Origin of the sequence: Aureimonas sp. AU40, from assembly GCF_001463785.1 — a bacterium.
Lineage (GTDB): Bacteria > Pseudomonadota > Alphaproteobacteria > Rhizobiales > Rhizobiaceae > Aureimonas.
Genome location: NZ_BBWL01000053.1, coordinates 1 through 23,644, shown reverse-complemented (window position 1 = coordinate 23,644; position 23,644 = coordinate 1). Strand labels below are relative to the sequence as shown.

Genomic DNA, 23,644 nt, shown 5'->3' with positions numbered 1-23,644 from the left:
GGACTGGCGGTCGCGCGCCGCCGTTTCCGAGCCCGGCACGATGTCGTTGGCAAGGGCGAGGCCGGCGGACAGGAGGAGAAGGGCGGTGGCGGCGAAAAGAGTGGGGTTCATGGGACGTCTCCTGACGCGAGACGCAAAGGCCCGTTGCCGCGACGAGGGAGGTCGCGGAGCGCTTGCGGCTCTCTTGGGTTCAAAATCCGGGACGGGCGCGGACGGCTCGTCGCGCGCTCTCCCTCCGCCGGGCTGGAGGACCGGCGGTCTGGTCGCGCCGTCATGGCGCGGGGGTCGGTTCGGCCGGGAGTGAACGGCTTGCGTTCATTACCGATCGGTAGGGAATGAATTAGGGGCTTGGTTTCCGACTGTCAACGGACTAATTTACCGATGGGTATAAAATAAGAGCGCCTAACAACACCTCCGGGCGGAGAGCCGGCGAGGACCTTTTCGTCACCGCGAGGAGCCGGACGCAGTCCATGCAGCGCATGGGCGAGTACCGGTGACGCGGCGGAGGCGGAAAGAGACCGGCGGATCGACCCCGCGAGGTGTTGTTAGGTGCTCTCAGTCCGGGCTTTGTTTCGGGCCTGTTAGATAAGGAGATGTCGGATGGGTATCGGTCGTCCGCGGGAGTTCGATCCCGACGCGGCCCTCGACAGCGCGCTGGAGGTGTTCTGGCGCCAGGGCTACGAGGGGACTTCGCTATCGGACCTGACGGAAGCCATGGGCATCGCCAAGCCGAGCCTCTACGCCGTGTTCGGCAACAAGGAGGAGCTGTTCCGCAAGGCACTCGACCGCTACGCCGCGCTGCGCTCCGACCGCTCCTGCGAAGCGATGAACGAGCCGACCTCGCGGCGCGCGGTGGAGCGGATGCTCTTAGGCTTCGCGGGCGTCGGCGACGGGGACGAGGTGCCCAAGGGCTGCCTGATGGTGCAGGGCGCTCTGGTCTGCAGCGAGGCCAGCGAGTCCATCCGGCAGGAACTCTGCGCCCGCCGCGCCGAGGGCGAGGCCGCCCTGTGCCGGCGTCTGGCCGAGTGGAAGGCGATGGGCGATCTACCGCCCGAGGCCGATCCGAAGGATCTGGCGCGCTACGTCATGGCGGTCGCGCAAGGCATCGCCGTCCAGGCCGCAAGCGGCGCCAGCGAGGACGACCTGCGCCGCGTCGTGACCATGACCATGCGCACCTGGCCGCCCGTCTAGAGGCGCGCCCGTCTGAGGAAGGCTGCGAACCGCCGCCGGCTCGCAGCGCCGCGCCGAAGCTTTGCGCGCGCTTTCGTCCATCGCGACAAGATCGTCGGAATTGATCTCGCGCGCGAGATGGGCCTTCCTACACAAGGCTGACTATAAGACGGTATTTCGTTTTGGAATGTCTTGCTTAATATTCGAAGTCTCCGGAACCAACTTTCAACAAACCCCTGAGACTTAAATCTATCTTGATGATTAGCCCCCTATAAATCGAAAGTGTAAAAGGTCATTCAGATTTTACCTGGGTAGTCGCATGCGTCTGACGATGAAGATGAAACTTGGGGCGAGCTTCGTTTCTGTCCTCGCCCTGACCGGTGCCGTCGGCTATCTCGGCGTGCGCAGCCTCAGCGAGAGCAACCTGACGTTCAAGCAGTTCGTCGCCGAACCCTTTGCCCTGATCAACCAGAGCAAGGATCTCGGCAAGGCGCTCTCCGACATTCGCCGCTCCGTGCTCCTCACGCTGGCGACCGACGACGAGGCCTCGGCCGAGAACGCCAAGCGCGACTACAAGCAGGCCTGGGACGCGATCATGAAAAGCGTCGAGGCGACCTTCGGGACGATGGACGAGGCGGGCAAGCGCGAATTCGCCGATCTGCGCCCGTCGCTCGACGCGCTGCGGACCGTGTCCGACGAAACCATCGCGGTGGGCCTCGCCTACGATACGAGCGGCCCGATGAACGCCTTCCTGCGCTCCAGCGAGGCGGTCGACAAGCTCAACGCCGGGATGGCGGAGCTCGGCCGCAAGGCCGGAAAGGCCGACACCGCCGAGTGGCGCATCGAGGCGCAGAGCCTGACGAACCTCTTGGACCGGGCGCGCCTCGACACGATCGGCAGCCTGCTTCTCTCCGAGCAGGACGCCATCCAGCACCTGAGCGACGATCTCGACGCCACGAATGGCGAGATCCTGGCGACCTGGGGCCGGCTGGGCGCGATCGCCGGTCCGGCCTCGGCGGCCGACATCGCGGCGCTTCGCGAGGGCTGGGCCAAGGCTTTCGCCGATCTCAGAACGCAGACCGACGTGGGCCTGAAGAATCTCGGCTCCAAGATGGTCAACCTGATTTCCGCCAAGCTAGTGCCCGGCACGGAAGCGATGGCAGACCGGGTGGACGCCCTGATCGCGCGCGCCGACGGCAGCACGCAGACCTTCCTCGCGCAGTCCGACACGAGCTACGCCTCGACCCGCAACCTCCTGCTCGTGATCCTCGCCGCGGCGGTGGTGACGGGCGCGGCCGCGGCCGCGTGGATGGCCCTGTCGGTCTCGCGCGGATTGGCGCGGTCGGTGGCCGTGGCCAAGGCGATCGGCTCCGGCGATCTGTCGCAGCCCATCGACATCCGCGGAAGCGACGAGATCGCCGATCTCCAGCGCGCCATGAACGACATGCGCAACAAGCTTCAGGAGATCGTCTCCTCCGTCTCCACCTCGGCCCTTGAGGTGGCGAGCGGATCGTCGCTCGCCGCCAGCACGGCCGAGCAGCTTTCCTCCGGCTCCAACGAGCAGGCGGCGGCCTCCGAGCAGGCCTCGGCCGCGATCGAACAGATGTCGGGCAACATCCGCCAGAATTCCGAAAACGCTTCGCAGACGGAGAAGATCGCGACGCTGGCCGCCGCCAATGCCGAGCGCAGCGGACAGGCGGTCGCCAAATCGGTCGAGGCCATGCGCACCATCGCCGCGCAGATCTCGATCGTCGAGGAGATCGCGCGCCAGACCGACCTTCTGGCGCTGAACGCCGCCATCGAGGCCGCCCGCGCGGGCTCGCACGGCAAGGGCTTCGCGGTGGTCGCCTCGGAAGTGCGCAAGCTCGCCGAGCGCTCGCAGCAGACGGCCAGCCGGATCGGCCAGCTCTCGGGCGAGACGCTCGCCGTCGCCGACGAGGCCGGACACATGCTGGATGCGCTGGTTCCCGACATCCGCCGGACCTCCGACCTCGTGGCCGAAATCTCCGCCGCCTGCCGCGAGCAGTCGATCGGCATCGAGCAGATCAACCAGTCGATCACCCAGCTCGACCAGGTCACGCAGTCCAACGCGGGCGCCGCCAACGAAATGTCGGAAACCGCCAACAAGCTCTCGGTCGAGGCCGCGCGTCTGAACGAGCGGGCCGGTTATTTCCACGGCGCCCAGCCGCATGCGGCATCCGCCGCCGCCTCGCGGCAGGAAAGCGTGCGTCAGTTGCAGGAAAAGGTTCAGGCCTTCGGCGCCAAGCATGCCGTCAAGCCCGGCCCCATCAGCCGCGCCGGCGCCTCGACTTCGGGGGCGCGGCCCGTCTCGGGCCTCGATCTCGACCTCGGCGGCGATGGCGAATTCGACCGGATGAGCGCCTGATCGACAGCCCGGGCTTCGGGCGGCGGGGCGCGACAGGCGCCCCGAGCCTTGGAAAAGGGAAACCCGGCGGCCCGGGTTTCCCGCCGTCTCAGACCTCGGCCTTGCGGCCCAGACCGATCGACTTGGCAAGTTCCGAGCGCTTGGCGGCGTAGTTCGCCGCGACCATGGGATAGTCGCTGGGCAGGCCCCACTTGGCGCGGTATTCCTCCGGCGTCAGACCGAACTTCGTCTGCAGGTGGCGGCGCAGAGACTTGAAGGCCTTGCCGTCCTCCAGGCAGATGATGTGGTCGGGCGTCACCGACTTGCGGATCGGCACCGCCGGCACGAGCGGCTGCTCGGCCGGGGCCGCTTCGGCCGGGGCGGCGTCGACGCCCTTCAGGGACTGGTACACCGCGCCGATGAGCTTCACGAGCTCGTCGCGCGGCACGTGGTTGCCGCTGACATAGGCGGAGACGATCTCGGCGGTCTGCTCGAGCACCTCGTCCTGTTCGTTCCGTGCCATGAAGCATCCTCCTGTTATGCGCGGCCAATGAGGAGCGATCTACAGGCCCGCCAAGCAAATGGAAACATCACAGGTTCGCAAAGATCGATTTTCCCGAAGCTCTAACCCAATGCAGTGCGGGATTCGACCATTGCGGCCGCAGCCCGGCTCAGGGCGTATCCGCCCTTCCACCGTCCCGATACTCGCGGAATGGAACGCTCGATTGGGGCGATGCAAGGTCAATACAAGCGACGGTCCTAATGGTCGGCGGCGGGCGGCGTTCCCACGTCGCGGCGGTCTCGTGGCGCTCTGGCGGCTCCGGTTCACATGCTTCTACTACGCGCATGACCCGAGGTTTTGCTGATACGTAAGCAACGCATAGGGCCATCGAGAATAATCTCAAAATCAAAAGACAGTCGAGAAAGTTCGTTAGAAACTCCTCGTCATAGGGTCGTTACGGAAACAGATGCGGCAGGCTGGCATGACGACACAGGACGACTTCCAGGCCTACTCCTTCGAACAGGCGCGCTTCGCCTCGATCGCCAAGGGCTGGAAGGCTCTCTATGTCGCCCTGTGCGCGGTTCTGGCCGCGGTCTCGATCGTCCACATCCCGCTCGCGCCCTGGTGGGCCTGGGGCCTGTTCCCGATCTTTCTCGTTCCGAAAGCCGCGCTCTGGCTGCTCATGTGGCGGGGGCGAACCGACCCCGTTCCCTCCACGGCGGAATGCGCGCGGGCGCTGCGCATCTTGAGCATCGAGGTGGTCTTCTGCGTCGGCGCTTTCGTGACGTGGCAGGTCTGGCTGTCCCTCTGGGGAACGCCCACCTCCATCGTGGTTCTCGTCCTGTGCATGGGCGGAGAACTCGTCTTCATCCTGTTCGGGCTGTTCCATCTGCGCGTCGCCTCGATCGTGGCCGCGATCATGTGCGTGGCGGGCCTGATCCTCACCGGCGTGCTGGCCGACTCGATCTTGGGCGCTGGGACCTATATGGGCGGCTTTGTCATTCTGACGGTGGGCGGCCTGTCGGGCCTCGCCTATATCGCCCATCAGCATTACGTGGATTTCCGGCAACTGGTGCTCTCGCGGCATTCGCTCGCGCAGAAAAGCGAGCGGATTCAGGCCCTCCAAGAAGAAACGCTGCGGATCGCCAATACCGACATGCTGACCGAGATCGGCAATCGGCGCAGCTGTTTCCATCAGCTTGAAAAGGCCCTGGCGAATTCGCGCCGAACGGGGCGCGGCCTGTCCTTCGGCATCATCGATCTCGACGGGTTCAAGGGCGTCAACGACACCCACGGCCATCTGGTGGGCGATCGGCTTCTGACCGCGATGGCCGAGCGGCTGCGGCAGAACATGGCCGCGCATGGCGAAGTGTTTCGCCTTGGGGGCGACGAATTCGCCTTCATCGTCTTCGACACGGACGACGACGACGTTCTGCGCTCGATCGGCGACGAGGTCATCGCCTCGATAAGCCAGCCACTCCATATCGGGGGCTTGAACATCGTGCTGGGATGTTCGGTCGGCTTCGCGAGCTTCCCCAAGACGGCGGAAAGCGAGACCGAGCTCTACGACCGGGCCGACTATGTCCTCTACGAGGCCAAGCGCGGCGGGCGGGGCATGACCGTGGTCTTCGAGGAAAGGTATCGCCGCATCGTTGAAGCCTCGGCCGTCGTGGAGCGCGCGCTGCGCGCGGGGCGTCTGGAGGAGGAACTCCATGTCGAGTTCCAGCCGGTGCTCGACCCGTTCCTGCGTCGCACCCTGTTCTGGGAAGCCCTGCCGCGCTGGACGAGCGAGACGCTGGGACCGGTGGAGCCGAGCCGTTTCCTGCTCGTGGCGGAGCAGACCGGCCTCGTCACTCGCCTAACGCCGATTCTTCTCCAAAAGGCGCTCGCGGCGGCGCGCACTTGGCCGAGCGACATCGGCCTCTCCTTCAGCCTGTCGCGGCACGATGTCGTGGCTCTGGAGCGGGTCCTGATCCTTACCTCGATTCTCGCCCGCAGCGGCGTTTCGCCCGGCCGCGTCACCTTCGAGATCGCGGAGAGCGATCTTCTGAAGGACACCGAGCGGGCCGCGAGCCATCTTCGCCACCTCCAGGCGACCGGCGCGCATGTCGCGCTGAAGCAGGTCGGCGTCGCCCAGTTGAGCGTCCACCTTTTCAAATCGTTCGGCGTCACCGCGATCAAGCTGGACCCGAGCCTCGCGCGCGATCTCGCCCATTCCGCTGCCAACGCCCCCATCATCCGTTCGATCGCCGCGCTCGCGAGCGAACTCTCCATCCGCTGCATCGTGGACGGGCTGGAAACGCGCGAGCAGTTCGACAGGCTGCGAAGCGCGAAGCCGGTCCTGGTCCAGGGCGATCTCTACGCCGCGCCCATGAACGCGGACCGGGTTCACGAATTCCTCGCAGGCGAACGGCGCGAGGTCGCGGCAGGGTAGGCGGGTCTCGCTCGAATCCTTGTCAGGCCGACCCATCCGAAGCCTTCGCTTCCTCCCGCAGCCACGCGACGAAGGTGTCGGCCACGGGGCGAAGGGCGACAGGCTGTTTCATCGGTTCGTTCAATGGTGCCGCCGCCGCCGGATCGCCCGCCCGCCCCGACCGCCCGCCCGCGATCTCGGCATCGAACCGCCGCCGGAGGTCGCGGACTGGCGCAGGCTGGATCGCCGGTGAGACGGAGAGTTCGGGGCGAGGGCAGGGAAGGGTGCCCGATCGTCCGGTTGCCATTGTAATAAAATAACATTACAGGTCGATCCGTCCTGAGACGGAGCCCTTCGCATGAATCGCCCGCCCGCCCCTTTTCGCGCCCGCCTTGCCCGCACTGCTCCGGTCGAGCCCTTCGCCTTCGAACACGGCAACCAGCGCGGGGCAGCACGGTGGCGCTCTGGGGCCTCCGTCATCGATCTTCAGCCGAGCGCCCAGCCGGCCCGGCGGTTCCACCTGCCGATCGACCGCTTGCCCTACGCCGGCTGATCGCTCCTTTCCCGTCACGTTTTCGAGAGACACCATGCCCCCTCGCACCCTCGTCGGCGCGCTGCGTCCGCTCGCGCTCGCCGTCTCGCTCCTCGCGCCCTGGCCGGCCCTCGCCGCGCCCGGCGGCAGCTTCGACATCGTCGCCCCGTTCGAGATCGGCGGCCCCGATCCTTCGCTTTCGGGCTTCCTGTTCCAGCGCATGCAGGTCGGGGAAACGCTGCTGGAGGTGGACCGCGAGGGGCGTCCGCAGCCGGGCTTGGCCACGAGCTGGAGCGTTTCGGCGGACGGGCTGGTCTGGACCCTGCCGATCCGCGAGGGCGTGCGCTTCCACGACGGAACGGCTCTCACCGCCGAGAACGCCGCCGCCGCCTTGCGCTTCGCGCGCGCCAAGCCCGGCGTTCTGGAGCGCGCGCGGATCGAGAGCGTGGCGGCGGAGGGCAAGGCGGTGGTGATCCGCCTCGCGGAGCCCTTCGCGCCGCTGGCCGCGCTGCTCGCCCACGCCTCGACCATCATCCTCGCGCCCGCCTCCTACGGGCCGGACGGCACGGCGACGAAGGTCCTGGGCACCGGCCCCTATCGCCTGACGCGGCTCGAAGCGCCGCAGCGCATGGCGGTGGAGGCCTTCGACGACTATTGGGGCGGCAAGCCGGCGATCCGAGAGGCGACCTATCTCGCGGCGGGCCGGGGCGAAACGCGCACGCTGATGGCGGAAAGCGGCGACGCGGACCTCGCCTTCCAGCTCGACCCGCCCTCCATCGCGCGGCTGAAAGCCAATGGCGCGGTGGAGGTGATGAAGGTGCCGCTGCCGCGCATCATGCAGATCAAGCTCAATGCGGGTCTGCCGCCCTTCGACACGGCGGAAGGGCGCCTCGCGCTCAGCGAATCCATCCAGCGCGCGGGGCTCGCGAGCGCGCTCCTGCGCGCGCCCGGCACCGGGGCGACGCAGCTCTTTCCGCCGAGCGTCGAGGCCTGGCACGACCCCGACCTCGCCCCGCTCGCCACCGACCCCGAGCGCGCCCGGGCTCGGCTGGAAGCGCTCGGCTGGGCGCCGGGCGCCGACGGTATCCTGGCAAAGGACGGCAAACCGCTGCGGCTCAAGCTTCTCACCTATGCCGACCGGCCGGAACTGCCGCTGATCGCGACCGCGCTTCAGGACCAGTTCCGCCAGGTCGGGCTCGACGTCGAGGTGTCGGTGACGAACTCCTCCTCGATCCCCGCCGGGCATCAGGACGGAACGCTGCAACTGGCGCTGGCCGCGCGCAACTATTCTCTGGTGCCCGATCCCTTCGTCACGCTGCTCGGCGATTTTCGCGAGGGCGGCTCGGACTGGGGCTCGATGAACTGGAACGACCCGGCCTTCCACGCCGCCACGAAGGCGCTGCTCGCCAGCACCGATCCGGCCGAGCAGACGCGCCTGCGCCGCGAGATCGCCGCCATCCTGCAGCGCGACCTGCCGGTGGTTCCCGTGGTCTGGTACGAGCAGACCGCCGCCGTGACCAAGGCCGTGGAAGGTGCGGCGATCGATCCGTTCGAGCGCTCCTTCGGCCTGTCCAAGATGGCGTGGAAGCCATGATCGCGCGCCTCGGCCAACGGCTTCTCCAGGCCCTGTTCGTGGCGCTCGCCGTCGGCGCGCTGACCTTCGCCCTCATGCGCCTCCTGCCCGGCGACATGGCCTATCGCATCGCCGCCGGGCGCTATGGCTACGACTTCGTCTCGGCCGAGAACGCCGCCGCCGTGCGCGCCGAACTCGGGCTCGAAGGCCCCGTCTGGTCCGCCTTCGCGCGCTGGCTGTGGGACATCGCGACGCTCGATCTCGGCCGCTCGCTGGTCTCGGGCGAGCCGGTCCTCGCCGAGATCGGCCATCAACTCGGCGCCTCGCTCACCCTGGCGCTCGCCGCCGTCGCCCTGTCGCTGCTGCTCGGGCCGCCGCTCGGCATGATGGCGGGGCGAAGGGCGGGGGGCGCGCTGGACCGCGCGCTGCTCGTCTCGGCCGTTGTGCTGCGCGCGCTGCCGCCCTTCGTGCTCGGCCTGATCCTGGTTCTCGTCTTCGCCCTGTCGCTCGGCTGGTTCCCCGCCGCCGGCCATGCGGGCTGGGCCAACCTGGTTCTGCCCGCCGCGACGCTCGCGCTGGGGCTCGCGGCCGTGTCCTCGCGCGTCGCGCGCGATGCGACGGCCGAGATCGTCTCGGCGCCCTTCTACGCCTTCGCCCGGTTGAAGGGCCTGCCGGAGGCGCAGCTCTTTCCCCGCCATGGGCTGCGCAACGTGTCCGTTCCGGTCGTGACCTATCTCGGCGTGCAGCTGGTTATGCTGATCGAGGGCGTCGTCGTGGTGGAAACGCTCTTCGCCTGGCCCGGCATAGGCCATGCGCTGGTTCACGCCATCGTCCAGCGCGACGTGCCGATGGTGCAGGGCACGGCGCTCGCCATGGGCCTGATCTTCGTGTGTCTGAACGCCCTGGTCGATGTCGCCAACGCCCGGCTCGACCCCCGCGCGAGGGCCGCCGCATGAGCCTGTCCGACACGCTCCCGCTCCAGTCGCCCCCCGCGCGCCGCCTGCCGCATCTGGGGGCGGCGCTGCTTCTCGGCCTTGGCCTCTTCGCAGCCTTCGCGCCGATCCTCGCCACCGTCGATCCGGCGCGGCAGGATTACGGCGCCATTCTGGCCGCGCCCAGCGCCGCCCATCCCTTCGGCACCGATCATCTCGGCCGCGACATGCTCGCCCGGCTGGGCTCGGCGCTGCGCCTGTCGCTGGGGCTGGCGCTTCTCAGCGTGGTGACGGCGGCGATCCCCGGCACGCTTCTCGGCATCCTGGCCGCCTGGCGCGGCGGCTGGACCGACCGGGGTCTCTCGACGCTGGCCGACATGGTCCTGGCGCTGCCCGGCCTGCTTCTGGTTCTCCTCGTCAGCGCCGTCGTGCCGGGCTCGTTTCTCGCCATTTACGGCTCGATTTCGCTGGTGCTCTGGATCGAATATTTCCGCATCACGCGGGCCTCCGCGCGCGCCATTCTCGCCTCGCCGGCGGTGGAGGCCTCGCGCCTTCTCGGCTTCCGGCCGGCCTATATCGTCTGGCGCCATCTCTGGCCCGAGCTGGCCCCGGTGCTGCTCACGGTCGGCGCCTTCGGCGCGGCGACGGCGATCATGGCGGTCGCCGCGCTCGGCTTCGTCTCGGTCGGCCTGCGGCCGCCCACGGCCGAGCTCGGGCTCATGATGACGGAGCTTCTGCCCTATTACGCCGAGGCGCCCTTCGTGCTGGTGCAGCCGATCCTCGCCGTGTTCCTGCTCGTTCTCGCCCTCAACCTCGTTGCAGGATACCGCCCGAGATGATCCCCTTTCTGCAAGCCGACGCCGTCACGGTCCATGCCGGGTCGCAGCGCATCGTCCTGCCGACGAGCTTCACGCTCGAACCCGGGCGGCCCTTCACGATCGTCGGCGAAACCGGCTCGGGCAAGAGCCTCCTGGCGCAGGCCCTGGTCGGCAACCTGCCGGACGGGCTCTCGGCCGGGGGCCGGGTGCGGATCGGCGATCTTGCGGAGGACGCGAGCGCTGCCACGCGCCGCGCGCTCTGGGGGCGGGGCATCACCGTGCTGCCGCAGGAGCCCTGGCTCAGCCTCGATCCCACCATGCGCGCCCTGCCGCAGGTGGCCGAAACGCACCGTTTCGTCGCCGGGCGGGAGGATGCCGAGGCCTATGGCGCGGCGGGGCGCGACCTCGCCGATCTCGGGCTTGGCGAGGCGCTGGCGCGCTATCCCTTCCAGCTTTCGGGCGGCATGGCGCAGCGCCTCGCCTTCGCGGCGGCCCGGGCCGGCGGCGCGCCGATCGTCGTCGCCGACGAGCCGACCAAGGGGCTGGACGCGGCGCGCGTCGGCGATGTCGTGGCGCTTCTGCAAAAGGGGCTGGAGGCCGGGGGCGCGCTCCTCACCATCACCCACGATCTGGAGGTGGCGCGGCGCCTCGGCGGCGATGTCGCCATCATGCTGCGCGGCGAGATCGTGGAACAGGGCCCGGCTGAGACGGTGCTCGCCGCCCCGAGCCATGCCTATACCCGGACGCTGCTGGCGGCCGAGCCGCGCAACTGGCCCCGACGCCCCCGCGCGTCGGCGGCGGGTGCAAGCACCGAACCCGTGCTGACCTTCGAGAATGTGGCGGCCTCGCGCGGCGGGCGGCGTCTCTTCTCCGGGCAGAGCTTCCGGCTGCAACCCGGCGAGATCCTCGGGCTGACCGGCCCCAGCGGCTGCGGCAAGTCCACGCTGGGCGACGTCGCGCTCGGGCTGCTGCGCCCCGATGCGGGCCGCGTCGCGCGCCGCTCCGGCCTCGCCCCGGCGGCGTTCCAGAAGCTCTATCAGGACCCCGTCGCCGCCTTTCCGCCGCGCCGGACGCTTCGCCGCACGCTGGCCGATCTCGTGGCCCTCCATCGGTTGGACGCCGGGCGCCTGCCCGCTCTCATGGAGCGGCTGCGCCTTCACCCCGCGCTCCTCGACCGCCGCCCGGGGCAGGTCTCGGGCGGCGAGCTCCAGCGCTTCTCCCTCCTTCGCGTCCTTCTTCTGAAGCCCGCTCTGGTGGTGGCGGACGAGCCGAGCTCGCGGCTCGACCTCGTGACGCAGAAGGAGATGATCGAACTGCTCGTGGAGGCCGCTGCGCAAGACGGCTGCGCGATCCTCCTCGTCAGCCATGACGAGGCGCTGGTGGCGGCGGTCAGCGACCAGCGCATTCGGCTGGAGTTGGAGGGCGCCGGGAGCCTCGCCGCCTGAGGGGTTTCGCCCGCAGGCACCCTTGTCCGCGAGCACAGCGGCGTGATCGCAAACGCCCCGCTTTCACCAGCGCGATGCTTTCAAACGCGCCCGGCTTTCGCTAGAGACCGGGGCGGCTGGTCCCAGCCCCGTCGCGATCCCTAGCGCTTCGGGGAAGGGGACACCCGGTGAGGGGTCCGGTATCCTCGAACAGCATCGGCCAGGAGGCGGAACGTGGCGGCAGACCAGCAGGACCCAGCGTCCGCAACCCATTCGGACGGGGACCTCGGGTTCCTCCTGATGGAAACCGCCCGCGTCTTCCGCCAGTCGATCGAGCGGGCGGTGATCGACAACCCGTTCGGCCTGACGCCCAGCGCCATCCGGGCGCTCGGCTGCGTCATCCGCTTTCAGGGCGACGGGCTGAACGTCATCGCCAAGCGCATGGACATCGAGCCCATGTCGCTCCACAACCAGATCGACCGGCTCGAGCAATGCGGCCTCGTGGAGCGCCGGGACTGCTCCAGCGACCGGCGCAAGAAGCCGATCTTCCCCACGCAGAAGGCGATCGAGGTCATGGCCGGCCTCGACCCGGCCTTCGACCAGCTCTACCGGACGATGACGCGCGACGTGCCGCGAGAGAGCATGGAGCAGCTGACCGCGATCCTGGTCAAGATGCGCGCCAACCTCACGGCCGACCCCGGCATCACCGCGCCCTTCACGCTCCTGCCCAAGGAGCCGGCGGCCACCTGACCGCCTCACCCGCCGCCGCCCATGGTGACCGACATGAAGGCGCGAAACGCGGCGGCCGGCGGCGGAATGGCGCGGGCGCGCGCCCAGGCGAGGCCGACATCCATGCTGGGGATCGGCTCGACCAGCGAGCGCACCTCGATCCGCTGGCCTTCCAGCGACCAGGGCCTGTAGACCATGTCGGACAGGATCGTGACTCCCATGCCGGAGGCCACCAGCGAGCGGACCGCCTCGACGGAGGCGGTGGTCAGGACCGGGCGCGGCGACAGGCCGGCGGCGTCCCAATATCTGACGGCGGTGGTCTTGGCCTCGTCCACGGTGAGCATCACGTAGTCCTCGGCCGCAACGTCGGCGAGGGTGATGGCGGGCCGCGTCAGAAGGCGATGGTCGGCCGGCAGCCAGAGGCGGCGGCGCGACCGCACCAGCGTCTCGCAGTCGATCTCGGTGCTGCGCGCCAGGTTGGAGACCAGCATCACCGCCATGTCCACCTCGCCCTCCACGACGCCGGCCTCCAGCGCGTCGCGCGGCAGTTCCGCCACCTCGACTTCGATTTGCGGGTAGAGCTTGCGGAAGCGGGCGTAGTAGCGGGACATGAAATAGCCCACCACCGTGTAGGTCATCCCGAGGCGTAGGACGCCCGCATGGCCTTCGCGGTCGCGCAAGGGGCTCTGGAGCGCGGCGGCGACGGCGCCGGTAATGGCCCGTGCCCGTTCCAGAAAACGCGTGCCCTCGATCGTCAGCCGGACGCCCGAATGCGTGCGCTCGAAGAGCTTCACGCCGAGTTCGATCTCGAGGGACTTGATGGCCGCCGTCACGGCGGACTGCGAGATGTTGAGGTCCACCGCCGCATGGCTGACCTGACCACTGTCCGCGGTGGCGATGAAGTAGTCGAGCTGGCGCAGTGTGATGGTCACGAGAGGCCTTATCGGTTTTTTCGATATCCGTTTCAAAAAATGACTATTTCACAAAGCCCCCGAGTTGCGCAAAAAAAATGCAACGCCAAAATTTTGGCAGTTGCGAAGTGGAGGGAGGCGATGGGGGTCACACTCAACTGCGACATGGGCGAGGGTTTCGGCCTTTACGTCATCGGCGACGATGTCGGCATGATGCCGCTGATCGACGTCGCCAACGTCGCCTGCGGCTTCCACGCTTCGGACCCGGATCACATGCGCAAGACCGTGCGCCGGGCTAGGGAAAGCGGCGTCAAGGTCGGCGCCCATCCCTCGCTTCCCGATCTCGCCGGCTTCGGGCGGCGCGAGATGAAGCTCAGCCGGGAGGAGGTCGCCAATCTGGTGATCTATCAGGTCGGTGCGCTGAAGGGCTTCCTCGACGCCGAGGGCATGGTCCTGAACCACATCAAGCCGCATGGCAGCCTCTACGGCATGGCCGCGCGGCAGGAAGAGGTCGCACACGGCATCTGCGATGCGGCGAGCGTCTTCGGCGTGCCGCTGTTCGGCATGACGGGCACGTTGCACGAAAGCGTCTATCAGGCGCGGGGCATTCCCTTCGTGCACGAATTCTATGCGGACCTCGACTACGCGCCCGGCGGCACCCTCGTCGTCACCCGCGAGCACGAGGCGAAGGACCCCGCCCTGATGGCGCGGTACTGCGTCAAAGCGCTGCAGGACGGCCTCGGCACCACCAGCGACGGCAGCACCTTCCCGGTGCGCGTGGAGACGATCTGCGTCCACTCCGACACGCCCAACGCGCTCGACATCGCCCGCGCCGTCCGCGAGGCGATCGCCCCCTGGCACTGAACTTGCAAGACTTCGCTCGACACCGTTCCCCGGAGTTCCCTATGCCCCAGATCCTCTCGCCGCTTCCCGGCACGTTCTACCGCAGCGCCTCGCCCGACAAGCCGCCCTACAAGGCGGACGGCGACGCGGTGGCGGTGGGCGACGTGATCGGTCTCGTCGAGGTCATGAAGTCCTTCCACGAGGTGCGCTCCGAGGTGGCGGGCAGCAACGTGCGCTTCACGGCCGACAACGAGGAGCCGGTCATGGCCGGCGCCCCGCTCGCGGATCTCGACTGATGATCGGCAAGCTCCTCGTCGCCAACCGCGGGGAGATCGCGGTGCGCATCATCCGGGCCGCGAAGGATCTCGGCATCGCGACCGTCGCCGTCCATTCCGTCGCGGACGCCGAAGCCCTTCATGTCCAGCTCGCGGACGAGGCCGTCGCCATCGGGCCGCCGGCGCCCAAGAAGTCCTACCTGAGCATTCCGGCGCTCCTGAAGGCGGCCAGCGACACGGGTTGCGACAGCGTCCATCCCGGCTACGGCTTCCTGGCCGAGAACGCCGATTTCTCCGATGCGGTGACGGCGGCCGGTCTCGTCTTCGTCGGCCCGTCCGGCGACGCGATCCGACTGATGGGCGACAAGGTTTCCGCGCGGGAGGCGGCGGCGAAGGCGGGCGTGCCGGTGGTGCCGGGCTCCAAGTGCCGCGTCGAGGGCATCGAGGCCGCGCGCGAGATTCTGGCCGAGACGGGCTTTCCCGTGATGATCAAGGCGGCAGCGGGCGGCGGCGGGCGCGGCATCCGCATCGCCAATAGCCAGGCCGAGTTCGACCAGGCCTTCCCCCAGGCCGAGGCCGAGGCGCTCGCCGCCTTCGGCGACGGCGGCCTCTACATGGAAAAGGTCATCGGCCGTGCCCGGCATATCGAGGTGCAGGTGCTGGCCGACGGCACCGACGCGATCCACTGTTTCGAGCGCGAATGCTCGCTGCAGCGCCGCCGGCAGAAGGTCTGGGAGGAGGCGCCCTCGCGCGCCTTGTCGCCCGCGCTTCGCGAGGAGCTCTGCGCCTCCGCCGTGGCTCTGGCCAAGGCGGTCAACTATTCCGGCGCCGGAACGGTGGAGTATCTCTACGACGATGCGGCCGACCGCTTCTACTTCATCGAGATGAACACCCGCATCCAGGTGGAGCATCCCGTCACCGAGGCGATCACCGGCATCGATCTCGTGGCGGAGATGCTGCGCATCGCGGGCGGCGAGCCGCTGCGGCTGAAGCAGTCGGACGTCGCGGTCAAGGGCCACGCGATCGAGGTGCGTCTCAACGCCGAGGACCCCGCGCGCGACTTCGCCCCCTTTCCCGGCACCGTCGAGGACCTGCGCATTCCCGGCGGACCCGGCGTGCGCTTCGATTCCATGCTCTATCCCGGCTATCAGGTGCCGCCCTTCTACGACTCGTTGCTGGCGAAGCTCATCGTCCACGGCGAAACGCGCGAGGCCGCGATCGACCGGCTGGTGCGCGCGCTCAATGAGACGCGCATCGGCGGCCTGAAGACCACGAAACCGCTCTTTCTGGCGCTCGCGGCCGACCCGGCCGTGCGCGCGGGCGATGTCCACACCCGCTGGCTGGAAGGCTGGCTCACCGACAATGCGGCGGCCTTGAGCGCCTGACGGGAGGACCGATGTCCATACGTTTCAGCTTCGGCGGCGACGAACACATCTTCGGGGAAGTGTCCGAAGAGATGTCGCTGGCCTCCTTCTTCACCGGCCTGTCGATGACCAAGGCGGTGCGGGACGCCAGGATTCCCGGCGTCACCGAGATCTGTCCTGCGAACGCCAGCTTCCAGATCCGCTTCGATCCCGACCGGATCAGCCCCCAGGACCTCCTGAAGGAGCTTCAGTCCTTCGAGGCGGCGGCCTCGAAATCCGACGAGACGCTTCAAACGCGCATCATCGAACTGCCGGTCTATTTCGAGGACCCGTGGACGCACGAGACCGGCCAGCGCTTCCGCGAGCGGCACCAGGACCCGTCCTCCACCGACCTCGAATATTCCGCCCGCATCAACGGCTATGCCAGCGTGGAGGCGTTCATCGAGGCCTATTCCGGCCAGCCTTGGTTCGTTTCCATGGTCGGCTTCGTCGCCGGTCTGCCCTGGCTCTACCAGATGGTGGAGCGCACCCGGCAGATCGAGGCGCCGAAATATCTGCGCCCGCGCACCGACACGCCCAAGCTCACCATCGGTCACGGCGGCTGCTTCGCCGCGATCTACTCCGTGCGCGGGGCGGGCGGCTACCAGATGTATGGCGTGACGCCCGCGCCGATCTACGACCCGACGCGCCAGGTAAACTACCTCCGGGACGAGATGTGCCTGTTCAAGCCGGGCGACATCGTGAAGTTCAAGGCGATCGACCGCGACGCCTACGACGCCACGCTGGAGGCGATCGAGGCCAACAGCTTCGCGCCCACGATCAGCCCCTGCACCTTCAACCTCGCCGAGTTCAACCGCGACATTCCCGGCACCAACGCCAAGCTGATGGAGCTTCTCGATGGCCGTTAACGTCATAAGCCCGGGCTTGGCCACCACCGTCCAGGACCTCGGCCGACCCGGCTACTACCATCTCGGCATTCCCGAGGGCGGCGGCATGGACCGTTTCGCCACCGTGATCGCCAATCTCCTCGTGGGCAACGACGCGAACGCGGCGCTGCTCGAGGCGACCTTCATGGGGCCCGAGCTCGAATTCACGAAGGACGCTTCCGTCGCGGTGACCGGCGGCGAACTGCCGCCCAAGCTCAACGGCGAGGAGCGCCCGACCTGGGAAAGCTTCCCCGTCAAGGCCGGCGACCGCCTGACCTTCGGCTTCCTGAAGGGCGGCGCGCGCGCCTATATAGCGATCTCCGGCGGCATCGACGTGCCGGTCGTCCTGGGATCTCGCACCACCTATGTGCTCGGCGCGCTGGGGGGCTTCGAAGGGCGCGCCATCAAGGCCGGCGACGTGCTGCCGGTGGGAGAGGGGCCGAACACGACCGGGCGCAGCCTTCCCGCGAACCTTCGGCGCGAGCGGCCGATCCCGGCCGAGCTGCGCATGCTGCCCGGCATCTACTGGCACCGGATCACCGACGCGGCGGGCGAGCGGTTCTTCGCCGACACCTGGAAGGTCGCGCCCGAGGCCGATCGCATCGGCTACCGCTTCAAGGGCGGCGCGCCGCTGGAATTCGTGCCGCGCGAGCAGCCCTTCGGTGCCGGGTCCGACCCGTCCAACATCGTGGATGCCTGCTATCCCTACGGCTCCGTGCAGGTGCCGAGCGGCACCGAGCCGATCGTTCTCCACCGCGACGCGGTCTCGGGCGGCGGCTACATGATGCTGGGCGTCGTGATCTCGGCCGACATGGACCTGATCGCCCAGCTCCAGCCGCACACGCCCGCCCGCTTCCAGCCGGTGACCATGGACCAGGCGCTTGCCGCCCGGGCCGACGCGAAGACGGCGCTCGGGCGCGCTCGGGACCACGTCGCGGGCTGAGGCCCGTTCGGCAAGCGCGCCGGTGGGGGCCGGCGTGGGGAGCTCCAGCATGGGGACGTCCGGCTTGGTGGCCGGCCGTCCCGGCAGACCGGCCGCATGGGCCGGATCAGAGGGGCCTTGCGAGTTGCCGACGGTCCGGTCATCCGACCGGCCGTCGCGCCCTTCCGTCGAGACAGGAAAGGAAAGGCGCATGAAAAGTTTGAGCGCGGACTCCGTCTCCGTCGCCTTTGCCGGGCTGAAAGCCCTGTCGGCGGTCGATCTGCGGATCATGCCCGGGCTCATCACCGGCCTGATCGGGCCGAACGGCGCGGGCAAGACCACGTTGGTCAACGTCCTGACCGGCTTCCAGGCGCCGACGGGCGGCGCGGTGCATCTCGACGGCGCGAGCCTTGCCGGCCTCAAGCCGTTCCAGGTGCGCCGCCGCGGCATCGCGCGCACCTTTCAAGGCGGGCGCCTGTTTCGCGACCTCCCCGTGATCGACAATCTGGAGGTCACCGGCGTCGGGCTCGGCCTGTCGCGCCGGCAGGCGGTCACCGAAGCCGAGGCCATGCTGCACTGGATGGGCATCGCGAATCTGGCCGATCGCGTCGCCGGCACGCTTCCCTATACCGACGAGCGGCGCGTCGCCATCGGCCGCGCGCTGATGGGCAGCCCGGCCTTCGTTCTTCTCGACGAGCCCGCCGCCGGCATGAGCGGGCCGGAAGCGACCGAGCTCTCGGCGCTGATCCGGCGCATCGCGGCCGATCTCGGCTGCGGCGTCCTCCTGATCGAGCACAATGTCGGGCTGGTGCTCGGCCTGTGCGAGCACATCGTGGTTCTGGATTCCGGCGCCGTGATCGAGGAAGGGCCGCCCGCCGCCATCCGGGCGAGCGAGAAGGTGCGCCACGCCTATATGGGCACGGCCGCCGACGCGCCGCTCCCGGTGGAAGCTTTGGAGGTGGCGCTATGAGCCTCCTCGAACTCTCCGGGGTCACGATCCGCTACGGTCGACTGACGGCCGTGCGCGAGGTGTCCTTCGCGCTGGCGGAGGGGGAGATCCTCTTCGTCACCGGTCCGAACGGGGCCGGCAAGTCCTCGTTGATGCGGGCCATCGCCGGCGTCACCCGGCCGGCGGAAGGCACGATCCGCTTCATGGGCGCCGAGATCACCGCCGAGAAGCCGGAGTCCATCGCCAGGGCCGGCGTCTCCATGGTGCCGGAGGGCCGCGAGGTCTTCGGCTCGCTGACCATCGAGGAGAACCTCATGGTCGGCACCGGCATGCGCGCCCGGGAGCCCGGCGCCAAGGCGCGGGCGGCGGCCGAGCTGGAGGCCGTCTACCACACGTTCCCGATCCTGAAGGAGCGCCGCTTTTCCCAGGCCGGTCTCTTGTCCGGCGGCCAGCAGCAGATGCTGGTGATCGGCCGCGCCCTGATGACGGGGCCGAGGCTGATCGCCATCGACGAGCCCTCGCTCGGGCTCGCCCCCAACATCACCGACCAGGTCTACGAGCGGCTCATCGCCCTGCAGCGGGAGCGGTCCCTGACGCTCCTGATCGTCGAGCAGAGTTCCACCCGCGCGGTGATGGTGGGCGGGCGGATGATCCTGATGCGCGGCGGGCGGGTGCTTCTCGACGGGGATGCGCGCGAGCTCGGCGACGGCGAAGCCATCAAGGCGGCCTATTTCGGCTACGAGGACCACTGAACATGCTGCAGGTCGTCTTCGACGCGCTCTCGCTCGGCTCCCTCTATGCGCTCGGCGCCCTCGGCATCGCGCTGATCTTCGGCGTCATGCGCCTCGTCAACTTCGCCCATGGCGACGTGATCGCCTTCTCGATCTTCGCGCTGCTCTGGCCCTCGACCGACGCGATGGCGATCGTCTTCGCCGGCCAGCTTCCGTGGTATCTCCTGGTGCCCTTCGTTCTCCTCGTCGGCGCCGGGCTTTCGGTTTTGTGCGAGATCGTCGTGTTCCGGCGCTTCCGGCACGCCAGCCCCGCCACGATGATGATCGCCTCCTTCGCGCTCGGCTTCGTGATCCGGTACTTTCTGCTCATGCTCTTCACGAGCCGGCCGAAGTCGATCTCGCTGCTGCCGGGCCTGTCGCAGCCGGTCGAGATCCTGGGTGCGCGCCTGCCGCTCCTCCAGCTGATCACGATCCTCGCGACGCTGGTCATTCTGGTCGCGCTGACCCTGTTCCTGCGCCGCACGCGCTTCGGTCTGGAAATGCGCGCGGCCGCCGAGAACTTCTCGATGGCGCGCATGCTGGGCGTGAAGGCCAACCGCGTGATCATGGGCGCCTTCGCCCTGTCAGGTGCGCTGGCGGCGGCGATCGGCCTGATCTTCGGCAGCCAGACCGGCACGGTGGACATCCAGATGGGCGCCTCGCTCATGCTGATGGCCTTCATAGCCACCGTGATCGGCGGTCTCGGGAGTCTGGCCGGCGCCGTGCTCGCCGGCTTCCTGCTCGGCGCCGCCTCCGTCGTCATGCAGGTCGCGCTGCCGCTCGACGCGCGCGCCTTCCGCGACGCCTTCGTCTACGCCGCCGTCATCCTCGTTCTCCTGTTCCGCCCGCAAGGCCTGATCGCCGCGCGCGGCACCAAGGAAAGGGTCTGATTCCGATGACCACGCCCTCCGCCTCGCTCGCCCTCGCCGCCGCCTCTCCCGCCGGGGCGCGCAAGCCGGCCCGCTTCACGCTCGCCCGGCGCACGATCCTGACCCCCATCCTCCTGTCGCTGATCCTGATCGCGATCGCCGCCGTCACGGTGGCGACGGGGTCGCGCCCCTTCAACCAGACGGTGATCGACGTCTTCGTGCGCGTCATCTTCGTGGTCGGCCTCTACATCTTCATCGGCAATTCGGGCGTCCTGTCCTTCGGCCATGTCGGCTTCGCGTGCCTCGGCGGCTACATGGCCGCCTGGCTCACCATCAATCCGGTGATGAAGGCGAGCGCGCTGCCGGGCCTGCCCCATCTCATCCTGTCGGCGCGCCTTCCCTATTGGCAGGCGGCCGTTCTCGCCGCTGTGTTCGCGGGGCTGGCCGCGCTGGTCTTCGGGCGCGTCCTGATGCGGCTGTCGGGCATCGCCGCCTCGATCGCGACCTTCGCGGTGCTGGCGATGATCAACACGGTCTATGCCAACTGGGATTCGGTGACGGGCGGCACGTCCTCGGTGGTCGGCATCCCGATCGTGCGCACCCTCTGGCCCTATCTGATCGGCGCCGTCATCGCCGTCTTCATCGCCTGGGCGCACGCCATCTCGCGCGCCGGGCTGGCACTTCGCGCCGCGCGCGACGAGCCGACGGCGGCGAGCGCATCGGGCATCGACATCCCGCGCGAGCGCCTCGTCGCCTTCACGATCTCGGGCGCGGTCATGGGGCTCGGCGGCGCGCTGATGGCCCATTCGGTCGGCGTCGTCACGCCCGATACGTTCTATCTCGGCCTCACCTTCATCACGCTCTCGATGCTCGTCGTCGGCGGCATGAACAGCCTGACCGGGGCCGTGCTCGGCACCGTGATCCTGTCCGCCCTGATCCAGATCCTGCGCTGGTTCGAGGCGGGCGTCTCGATCGGCGGCGCCCAGATCGCCCTGCCGAAGGGCCTCCAAGAGATCGCCCTCGGCGTCATCATGATCGTGATCCTCGCGCTTCGCCCGGCCGGCCTTTTCGGGCGAAGCGAGATCACGCTCTTTCGAAAGTCCCGCAACGCTTAGAGCCTGTTTGACAACCCGGTCGGGCAGGTCCGTCGGCGCTTTTCCGCCGTCACTTCGTTGCCGAGGGCGAGCCACGGGTCTCGCCCGTCCTTGTCGGACCCTCGCCGATGCGCCCTCGCATCACTTAAGTTCGACGCCTCGTGAGCGTCGAAAAATCGCTCGACGGCCCTTCGCCGCCGAGTTGTCGAACAGGCTCTCAGATCCCGCCGGCATGACGCCCGCGCGGTCCAGCAAAGGAGACGTGCATGACAAAGACAAAGCACCTTGTCGCAGCGGCCCTCGCCTCGGTGGCCCTCACGGTCCCCGCCTTTGCGGAAGACGGCACGATCAAGATCGGCTTCGCCACGGCGGAGTCGGGCTTCATGGAGGCCTATGACAAGCCCGCGACCGACGCCGCGCTGATCCGCATCGACGAGATCAACAAGGCCGGTGGCCTCCTCGGCAAGCAGATCGAGGTGGTCAAGGCCGACACCAAATCCGACCGCGCGGAAGGGGCCAAGGCCGGCCTCACCGTGATCGACGAGGGCGCCGACCTCGTGGTCGTGTCCTGCGACTACGACTTCGGCTCGCCGGCCGCGCTCGCCGCCGAAGACGCCAGCAAGGTCTCGTTCTTCCTCTGCGCCGAATCCGTCAAGGCCGGCATTCAGGGCGTCGGCCCGCTGTCCTTCTCGGCCTCGGTTCTGGCGCCGGTGCAGGGCGCGGCCATGTCGGAATGGGCCTTCAAGGAGAAGGGCGCCAAGGAGTTCTACAAGCTCCTCGACACCTGGACCGTCTACAACAAGGGCATCTGCGACGGCTTCGACTGGATGATGCCGAAGCTGGAGGCGCAAGGGGCCAAGCTCGTCGGCGAGGACACGTTCAAGAACGAGGACGCCTCGATCGCCGCGCAGATCACCCGCATCAAGTCGCTGCCCAAGGAGCCCGACGCGATCATGCTCTGCACCATGATGCCGGGCGGCGTCTCGGCGGTGAAGCAGATCCGCGCCGCCGGCATCAACTCGATGATCCTGACCGGTTCGGGCATGGACGGCAGCTACTGGCTGCCGGCCGTGCCGGACCTGTCGAACTTCTTCATTCCGGTTCAGGGCTCGATCTACGGCGACGATCCGAACCCGGACGTGAAGACCTTCAACGCCGCGTTCAAGCAGAAGACCGGTGCCGACCCCTCCAGCCAGTATGCCTATCCCGGCTACGTGATGGTGGACGTCTGGGCCAAGGCCGTGCAGCGCGCCGGCACGACCGACGCCGAGGCCGTGGTGGCCGAACTCGAGAAGATGAAGGCCGAGCCGACGCTTTTCGGCCCGCGCACCTTCACGTCCGAGCTGCATCACCAGAACAACGCGACCTATCTCGTGGTGGACGTCGAGAAGGGCAAGCCGGGCGTCGTCGGCAAGTGGACGTTGTCCGAGCCCGTGCCGATGGACGCGATCATGAAATGAAGAAAGGGCGCCGCGTTCGCGCGGCGCTTCGCCCTACCGGAAAACGAGAAGGGCCCGGCCGCGTCGTGCGGCCGGGCCCTTCTTTGCGACATGGCGGGTGCCGGCCGTCAGCTCCGGTTCTTGCGATAGGAATCCTTCAGCGCGATCAGATCGCCGTCGAAGCCGAAGATGTCGCAGCCGTCGACCTCGATCCCGCGCCCATCCCGCGAGGTGCCGACGAAGCGCCAGGACGACAGGCCCGTGTCGCCCGACACCACGTGCTTGCCCCGTGTCCAGGCGGCCTCGGGAAAGGCCTCGAACAGGGCGGCATAGGCGGCGCGCACCGCCTCGCGCCCTTCGTGCCGCGCGCCGTCCGCACCAGGCCCGCTGGACGCGTGGAAGGCGCAAGACTCGGCCATGCAGTCCATCAGCGCATCGACGTCGCGCCCGTTCCAGGCCGCGAGGAAGCGATCGAGCGTGGCGAGGCGGCGGGCGGAGAGGTCGCTCTCCACCACTTCCACCTCCAGGAAGGCGAGCGGCGCCTCGCCGCCGTTGACGACGTTGTGCGCGACGCCCGTGCGCCGGGAATAGGGCACGCCCTGGCTGAGGCTCGCCTGCGCCGATCCGCCATCGGGCAGGCCGAGGTCCAGCCTTCCGTCGGTAAGCGGCACGATGACGTAGTCGTGCCCGTGGATATGCCACCCGGTTTCCGCCCCCGGCTGGAACCGCCACTCCGTGACGCGGAACCGCCCGTCGTCGATGTGGACGACGGGCTCGGCCTTCGCCCGCGTCATAGCAGCCCCTCCGCCGCGACGGCTCCGGTG

22 protein-coding genes are annotated in these 23,644 nt (G+C 68.5%); 19 read left to right on the top strand and 3 right to left on the bottom strand.

Translation table 11 applies throughout. The annotated features are described in order from the left end of the window. The first annotated feature begins 600 nt into the window (after positions 1–600). A complete protein-coding gene (locus AUL32_RS21120; RefSeq protein ID WP_061978935.1) occupies positions 601–1,191 on the top strand; it encodes a TetR/AcrR family transcriptional regulator in 591 nt (196 codons plus the stop codon). 310 nt (positions 1,192–1,501) lie between these two features. Then, positions 1,502–3,556, top strand: coding sequence for a HAMP domain-containing methyl-accepting chemotaxis protein (locus AUL32_RS21115; protein ID WP_192847499.1), 2,055 nt, complete (start codon positions 1,502–1,504; stop codon positions 3,554–3,556). Between the two features lie 88 nt (positions 3,557–3,644). Here AUL32_RS21115 and AUL32_RS21110 read toward each other — a convergent pair whose 3' ends face one another. After that, positions 3,645–4,058 carry a MucR family transcriptional regulator gene (locus tag AUL32_RS21110; protein WP_061978933.1) on the bottom strand — a complete coding sequence of 138 codons (414 nt, stop codon included), beginning with the start codon at positions 4,056–4,058 and terminating at the stop codon, positions 3,645–3,647. Between the two features lie 460 nt (positions 4,059–4,518). On the opposite strand from AUL32_RS21110, the gene AUL32_RS21105 reads away from it, so the two are divergent. The 7 genes from AUL32_RS21105 to AUL32_RS21075 all read left to right on the top strand — a co-directional run bounded on the left by AUL32_RS21105 (position 4,519) and on the right by AUL32_RS21075 (position 12,479). After that, complete coding sequence (locus AUL32_RS21105) at positions 4,519–6,471, top strand: putative bifunctional diguanylate cyclase/phosphodiesterase (protein ID WP_192847498.1); 1,953 nt, start codon at positions 4,519–4,521, stop codon at positions 6,469–6,471. A gap of 337 nt (positions 6,472–6,808) precedes the next feature. Further along, positions 6,809–7,003 carry a hypothetical protein gene (locus tag AUL32_RS21100; RefSeq protein ID WP_062119591.1) on the top strand — a complete coding sequence of 65 codons (195 nt, stop codon included), beginning with the start codon at positions 6,809–6,811 and terminating at the stop codon, positions 7,001–7,003. Positions 7,004–7,037: 34 nt separating this feature from the next. Next, positions 7,038–8,576, top strand: a complete 1,539-nt coding sequence (locus AUL32_RS21095; protein WP_062119588.1) for an ABC transporter substrate-binding protein — start codon at positions 7,038–7,040, stop codon at positions 8,574–8,576. Next, positions 8,573–9,511, top strand: coding sequence for an ABC transporter permease (locus AUL32_RS21090; RefSeq protein ID WP_062119585.1), 939 nt, complete (start codon positions 8,573–8,575; stop codon positions 9,509–9,511). The genes AUL32_RS21095 and AUL32_RS21090 overlap by 4 nt, the downstream gene beginning before the upstream one ends. Beyond that, positions 9,508–10,326, top strand: coding sequence for an ABC transporter permease (locus tag AUL32_RS21085; RefSeq protein ID WP_062119582.1), 819 nt, complete (start codon positions 9,508–9,510; stop codon positions 10,324–10,326). Before AUL32_RS21090 ends, AUL32_RS21085 begins: the two co-directional genes overlap by 4 nt. Further along, positions 10,323–11,750, top strand: a complete 1,428-nt coding sequence (locus AUL32_RS21080; RefSeq protein WP_062119579.1) for an ABC transporter ATP-binding protein — start codon at positions 10,323–10,325, stop codon at positions 11,748–11,750. Before AUL32_RS21085 ends, AUL32_RS21080 begins: the two co-directional genes overlap by 4 nt. Before the next feature lie 213 nt (positions 11,751–11,963). Next, on the top strand, positions 11,964–12,479 hold the full coding sequence (locus AUL32_RS21075) for a MarR family winged helix-turn-helix transcriptional regulator (RefSeq protein ID WP_082640037.1): 516 nt from the start codon (positions 11,964–11,966) through the stop codon (positions 12,477–12,479). A gap of 5 nt (positions 12,480–12,484) precedes the next feature. On the opposite strand, the gene AUL32_RS21070 is transcribed toward AUL32_RS21075, so the two are convergent. Next, positions 12,485–13,390: a LysR family transcriptional regulator gene (locus tag AUL32_RS21070; protein ID WP_061978925.1), complete on the bottom strand. Its 906-nt coding sequence runs from the start codon at positions 13,388–13,390 to the stop codon at positions 12,485–12,487. A 120-nt stretch (positions 13,391–13,510) separates the two neighbouring features. Between AUL32_RS21070 and AUL32_RS21065 the strand changes: the two genes are divergently transcribed. From AUL32_RS21065 to AUL32_RS21020, 10 genes are all read left to right on the top strand, one after another. After that, complete coding sequence (locus tag AUL32_RS21065) at positions 13,511–14,233, top strand: LamB/YcsF family protein (RefSeq protein ID WP_061978924.1); 723 nt, start codon at positions 13,511–13,513, stop codon at positions 14,231–14,233. Between the two features lie 41 nt (positions 14,234–14,274). Beyond that, the gene (locus tag AUL32_RS21060) at positions 14,275–14,508 is read left to right on the top strand and encodes an acetyl-CoA carboxylase (RefSeq protein ID WP_061978923.1); all 234 of its coding nucleotides are present in this window, start codon (positions 14,275–14,277) and stop codon (positions 14,506–14,508) included. Next, positions 14,508–15,872, top strand: coding sequence for an acetyl-CoA carboxylase biotin carboxylase subunit (locus AUL32_RS21055; RefSeq protein ID WP_062119576.1), 1,365 nt, complete (start codon positions 14,508–14,510; stop codon positions 15,870–15,872). The genes AUL32_RS21060 and AUL32_RS21055 overlap by 1 nt, the downstream gene beginning before the upstream one ends. 11 nt (positions 15,873–15,883) lie before the next feature. Continuing rightward, positions 15,884–16,759, top strand: coding sequence for a 5-oxoprolinase subunit B family protein (locus tag AUL32_RS21050; protein WP_062119574.1), 876 nt, complete (start codon positions 15,884–15,886; stop codon positions 16,757–16,759). Further along, entirely contained in the window at positions 16,749–17,720 is a 972-nt protein-coding gene (locus tag AUL32_RS21045; RefSeq protein ID WP_062119571.1) for a biotin-dependent carboxyltransferase family protein, read from the top strand. The genes AUL32_RS21050 and AUL32_RS21045 overlap by 11 nt, the downstream gene beginning before the upstream one ends. 190 nt (positions 17,721–17,910) lie before the next feature. Continuing rightward, on the top strand, positions 17,911–18,669 hold the full coding sequence (locus AUL32_RS21040; protein WP_062119568.1) for an ABC transporter ATP-binding protein: 759 nt from the start codon (positions 17,911–17,913) through the stop codon (positions 18,667–18,669). Beyond that, positions 18,666–19,400, top strand: a complete 735-nt coding sequence (locus AUL32_RS21035) for an ABC transporter ATP-binding protein (RefSeq protein WP_062119565.1) — start codon at positions 18,666–18,668, stop codon at positions 19,398–19,400. The genes AUL32_RS21040 and AUL32_RS21035 overlap by 4 nt, the downstream gene beginning before the upstream one ends. Positions 19,401–19,402: 2 nt before the next feature. Then, positions 19,403–20,308 carry a branched-chain amino acid ABC transporter permease gene (locus AUL32_RS21030; RefSeq protein ID WP_082640036.1) on the top strand — a complete coding sequence of 302 codons (906 nt, stop codon included), beginning with the start codon at positions 19,403–19,405 and terminating at the stop codon, positions 20,306–20,308. Positions 20,309–20,313: 5 nt separating this feature from the next. After that, positions 20,314–21,402 carry a branched-chain amino acid ABC transporter permease gene (locus AUL32_RS21025; protein ID WP_062119562.1) on the top strand — a complete coding sequence of 363 codons (1,089 nt, stop codon included), beginning with the start codon at positions 20,314–20,316 and terminating at the stop codon, positions 21,400–21,402. A 245-nt stretch (positions 21,403–21,647) separates the two neighbouring features. Then, entirely contained in the window at positions 21,648–22,841 is a 1,194-nt protein-coding gene (locus AUL32_RS21020) for an ABC transporter substrate-binding protein (protein ID WP_062119559.1), read from the top strand. Positions 22,842–22,948: 107 nt separating this feature from the next. On the opposite strand, the gene AUL32_RS21015 is transcribed toward AUL32_RS21020, so the two are convergent. Next, on the bottom strand, positions 22,949–23,644 hold a 696-nt coding region (locus AUL32_RS21015), incomplete at its 5' end, for a nuclear transport factor 2 family protein (RefSeq protein WP_244498007.1).

Excerpts from the sequence above, each read along its gene's own strand:
- AUL32_RS21055 (WP_062119576.1), top strand. The coding sequence starts at position 14,508 with ATGATCGGCAAGCTCCTCGTCGCCAACCGCGGGGAGATCGCGGTGCGC.
- AUL32_RS21095 (WP_062119588.1), top strand. The coding sequence starts at position 7,038 with ATGCCCCCTCGCACCCTCGTCGGCGCGCTGCGTCCGCTCGCGCTCGCC.
- AUL32_RS21115 (WP_192847499.1), top strand. The coding sequence starts at position 1,502 with ATGAAGATGAAACTTGGGGCGAGCTTCGTTTCTGTCCTCGCCCTGACC.
- AUL32_RS21065 (WP_061978924.1), top strand. The coding sequence starts at position 13,511 with ATGGGGGTCACACTCAACTGCGACATGGGCGAGGGTTTCGGCCTTTAC.
- AUL32_RS21040 (WP_062119568.1), top strand. The coding sequence starts at position 17,911 with ATGAAAAGTTTGAGCGCGGACTCCGTCTCCGTCGCCTTTGCCGGGCTG.
- AUL32_RS21100 (WP_062119591.1), top strand. The coding sequence starts at position 6,809 with ATGAATCGCCCGCCCGCCCCTTTTCGCGCCCGCCTTGCCCGCACTGCT.
- AUL32_RS21020 (WP_062119559.1), top strand. The coding sequence starts at position 21,648 with ATGACAAAGACAAAGCACCTTGTCGCAGCGGCCCTCGCCTCGGTGGCC.
- AUL32_RS21060 (WP_061978923.1), top strand. The coding sequence starts at position 14,275 with ATGCCCCAGATCCTCTCGCCGCTTCCCGGCACGTTCTACCGCAGCGCC.
- AUL32_RS21120 (WP_061978935.1), top strand. The coding sequence starts at position 601 with ATGGGTATCGGTCGTCCGCGGGAGTTCGATCCCGACGCGGCCCTCGAC.
- AUL32_RS21035 (WP_062119565.1), top strand. The coding sequence starts at position 18,666 with ATGAGCCTCCTCGAACTCTCCGGGGTCACGATCCGCTACGGTCGACTG.
- AUL32_RS21025 (WP_062119562.1), top strand. The coding sequence starts at position 20,314 with ATGACCACGCCCTCCGCCTCGCTCGCCCTCGCCGCCGCCTCTCCCGCC.
- AUL32_RS21085 (WP_062119582.1), top strand. The coding sequence starts at position 9,508 with ATGAGCCTGTCCGACACGCTCCCGCTCCAGTCGCCCCCCGCGCGCCGC.
- AUL32_RS21045 (WP_062119571.1), top strand. The coding sequence starts at position 16,749 with ATGGCCGTTAACGTCATAAGCCCGGGCTTGGCCACCACCGTCCAGGAC.
- AUL32_RS21030 (WP_082640036.1), top strand. The coding sequence starts at position 19,403 with ATGCTGCAGGTCGTCTTCGACGCGCTCTCGCTCGGCTCCCTCTATGCG.
- AUL32_RS21090 (WP_062119585.1), top strand. The coding sequence starts at position 8,573 with ATGATCGCGCGCCTCGGCCAACGGCTTCTCCAGGCCCTGTTCGTGGCG.
- AUL32_RS21105 (WP_192847498.1), top strand. The coding sequence starts at position 4,519 with ATGACGACACAGGACGACTTCCAGGCCTACTCCTTCGAACAGGCGCGC.
- AUL32_RS21050 (WP_062119574.1), top strand. The coding sequence starts at position 15,884 with ATGTCCATACGTTTCAGCTTCGGCGGCGACGAACACATCTTCGGGGAA.
- AUL32_RS21080 (WP_062119579.1), top strand. The coding sequence starts at position 10,323 with ATGATCCCCTTTCTGCAAGCCGACGCCGTCACGGTCCATGCCGGGTCG.
- AUL32_RS21110 (WP_061978933.1), bottom strand. The coding sequence starts at position 4,058 with ATGGCACGGAACGAACAGGACGAGGTGCTCGAGCAGACCGCCGAGATC.